General features: G+C 65.4%; 2 protein-coding genes. Both read right to left on the reverse strand.

All coding sequences use genetic code 11. From position 1 onward, the window contains the following. Positions 1-879, reverse strand: an 879-nt coding sequence (locus V6M52_RS10220; RefSeq protein ID WP_332700946.1) for an acyl-CoA dehydrogenase family protein, incomplete at its 3' end; no start/stop codon positions are given. Positions 880-928: 49 nt separating this feature from the next. Continuing rightward, positions 929-1,925 (reverse strand): acyl-CoA dehydrogenase family protein (locus tag V6M52_RS10225; protein WP_332700947.1); only part of this gene is annotated, 997 nt, incomplete at its 5' end.

A 1,925-nucleotide genomic window follows, 5' to 3' on the forward strand; every position in this document is an offset into this window, starting at 1 on the left:
GATGATGCGGGTGCGCAGGTCGCTGTCGCTGATGCGGCCCTTCTCGTCCGTGCCCACATAGTCCTTGGCCAGCTTCGGCAGCGGCTTGGCCGCCATGCCGAACCCGCCGCTGCCGCCCGCGCCCGAGAGGCCCGAGCGCTCGTGCTGCAGGAGGCGCTTGGCGATGGTCCAGCCGCCGTTCAGCGGGCCGACCAGGTTCTTCTTGTCGGCGATCGCGTCGGTGAAGAAGGTCTCGCAGAAGGGAGAGTTGCCGGCGATCAGAGGAATCGGACGGACTTCGACGCCCGGCTGATGCATGGTGAACAGGACGAACGAGATGCCTTCGTGTTTCTTCGAAGTATCCGTCCGTACGAGACAGAAGCACCAGTCGGCGAACTGCGCGCCTGACGTCCAGATCTTCTGACCGTTGATGACGAAGTGGTCGCCCTTGTCTTCGGCCTTGCACTGGAGACTGGCCAGGTCGGACCCGGCGCCCGGCTCGCTGAAGCCCTGGCACCATTGCAGGTCGCCCCGGACGATCGGCGGGATGTGCTCCTTCTTCTGGTCCTCGGTGCCGTATTCCAGCAGCGTCGGACCGAACATCATCACGCCCATGCCGCCGATGGGGTTATAGGCCCCGGCCCGGCCCAGCTCCTGCTGGATGATCCGACCCTCGGCCGGGCTGAGCCCGCCGCCGCCATAGGCCGCCGGCCAGGTGGGCACGCCCCACCCCTTCGACCCCATGGCCTTGCGCCAGGCTTCCTGGTCCTCGCTGGGCTTGGAGCGCTCCTCGCGCATCATCGGATTGGGTCGCCCCTTCAGGGACGCCGGGAAGTTCGCCTCGATCCACGTCCGCGCTTCCGTGCGGAACGCGTCGAGATCGCCGCCAAAATCAGCCATCTAAAAAGTCTCCTTGAAAATAAGGTCGTTCGAAACTCGGCTCATCACCCTAGTGGCTCTGGGTCAGGTCCGGGAGTCCCAGGATCCGCTTGGAGATGATGTTGTTCTGCACTTCGTTGGAGCCGCCATAGATCGAGCCGGCCTTGCCCGAGAGCCACGAGCGCACCGCGGTCCGCTCCTCCTCGGAAAAGCCCTCGCCCTGCCAGCCGAGGCCCTGGTGGCCCATAAATTCCAGGGTGAGTTCGGCCCGGTCCTGGGCGACCTTCATATTGGCGTTCTTCATGATCGAGGTGGCGGCGCTGGGGCCTGAATTGCCCTTGGCCTCCAGGGCCGCGCGGCGAACCGTCTGCTGCAGGGCCTTCTGGTCGATCTCATTCATGACGATGCGGGTGCGCAGGTCGCTGTCGGCCAGCCGGCCCTGCTCGTCCTCGCCCACATATTTCTTGGCCACCACGCCCAGTGCGACCGGCTTGGCCGCGGGGCCGCGCGAACCGTTCATCCCGGAGCGCTCATGCTGCAGCAGCCGCTTGGCCACGCTCCAGCCGCCGTTCAGCGGGCCGATCAGGTTCGCCTTGGGGACCTTCACGTCTGTGATGAAGGTTTCGCAGAAGGGCGAGTTGCCGGCGATCAGCAGGATGGGACGAACCTCGACGCCCGGCTGGTGCATCTCGAAGACCACGAAGGAAATGCCTTCGTGCTTCTTGGTCGTGTCGGTGCGGACCAGGCAGAAGATCATGTCGGCGTACTGGGCGCCGCTCGTCCAGATCTTGGATCCGTTGACGAGGAAGTGGTCGCCTTTATCTTCCGCGCGGGTCTGAAGGCTCGCCAGGTCCGATCCGGCCCCCGGCTCGCTGAAGCCCTGGCACCAGCGGACCTTGCCGGTGACGATGTCGGGGATCCACTTCTTCTTTTGCTCTTCGGTTCCGTATTCCAGCAGGGTCGGGCCGAACATGCCCACGCCCATGCCGCCGATCGGGTTGACCGCCCCGATGGCGGCCATCTCCTGCTGCAATACCCGAGCCTCGGCAGGCGAAAGTCCGCCGCCG

The organism is Devosia sp. (assembly GCF_036676215.1).
Taxonomy (GTDB): domain Bacteria; phylum Pseudomonadota; class Alphaproteobacteria; order Rhizobiales; family Devosiaceae; genus Devosia.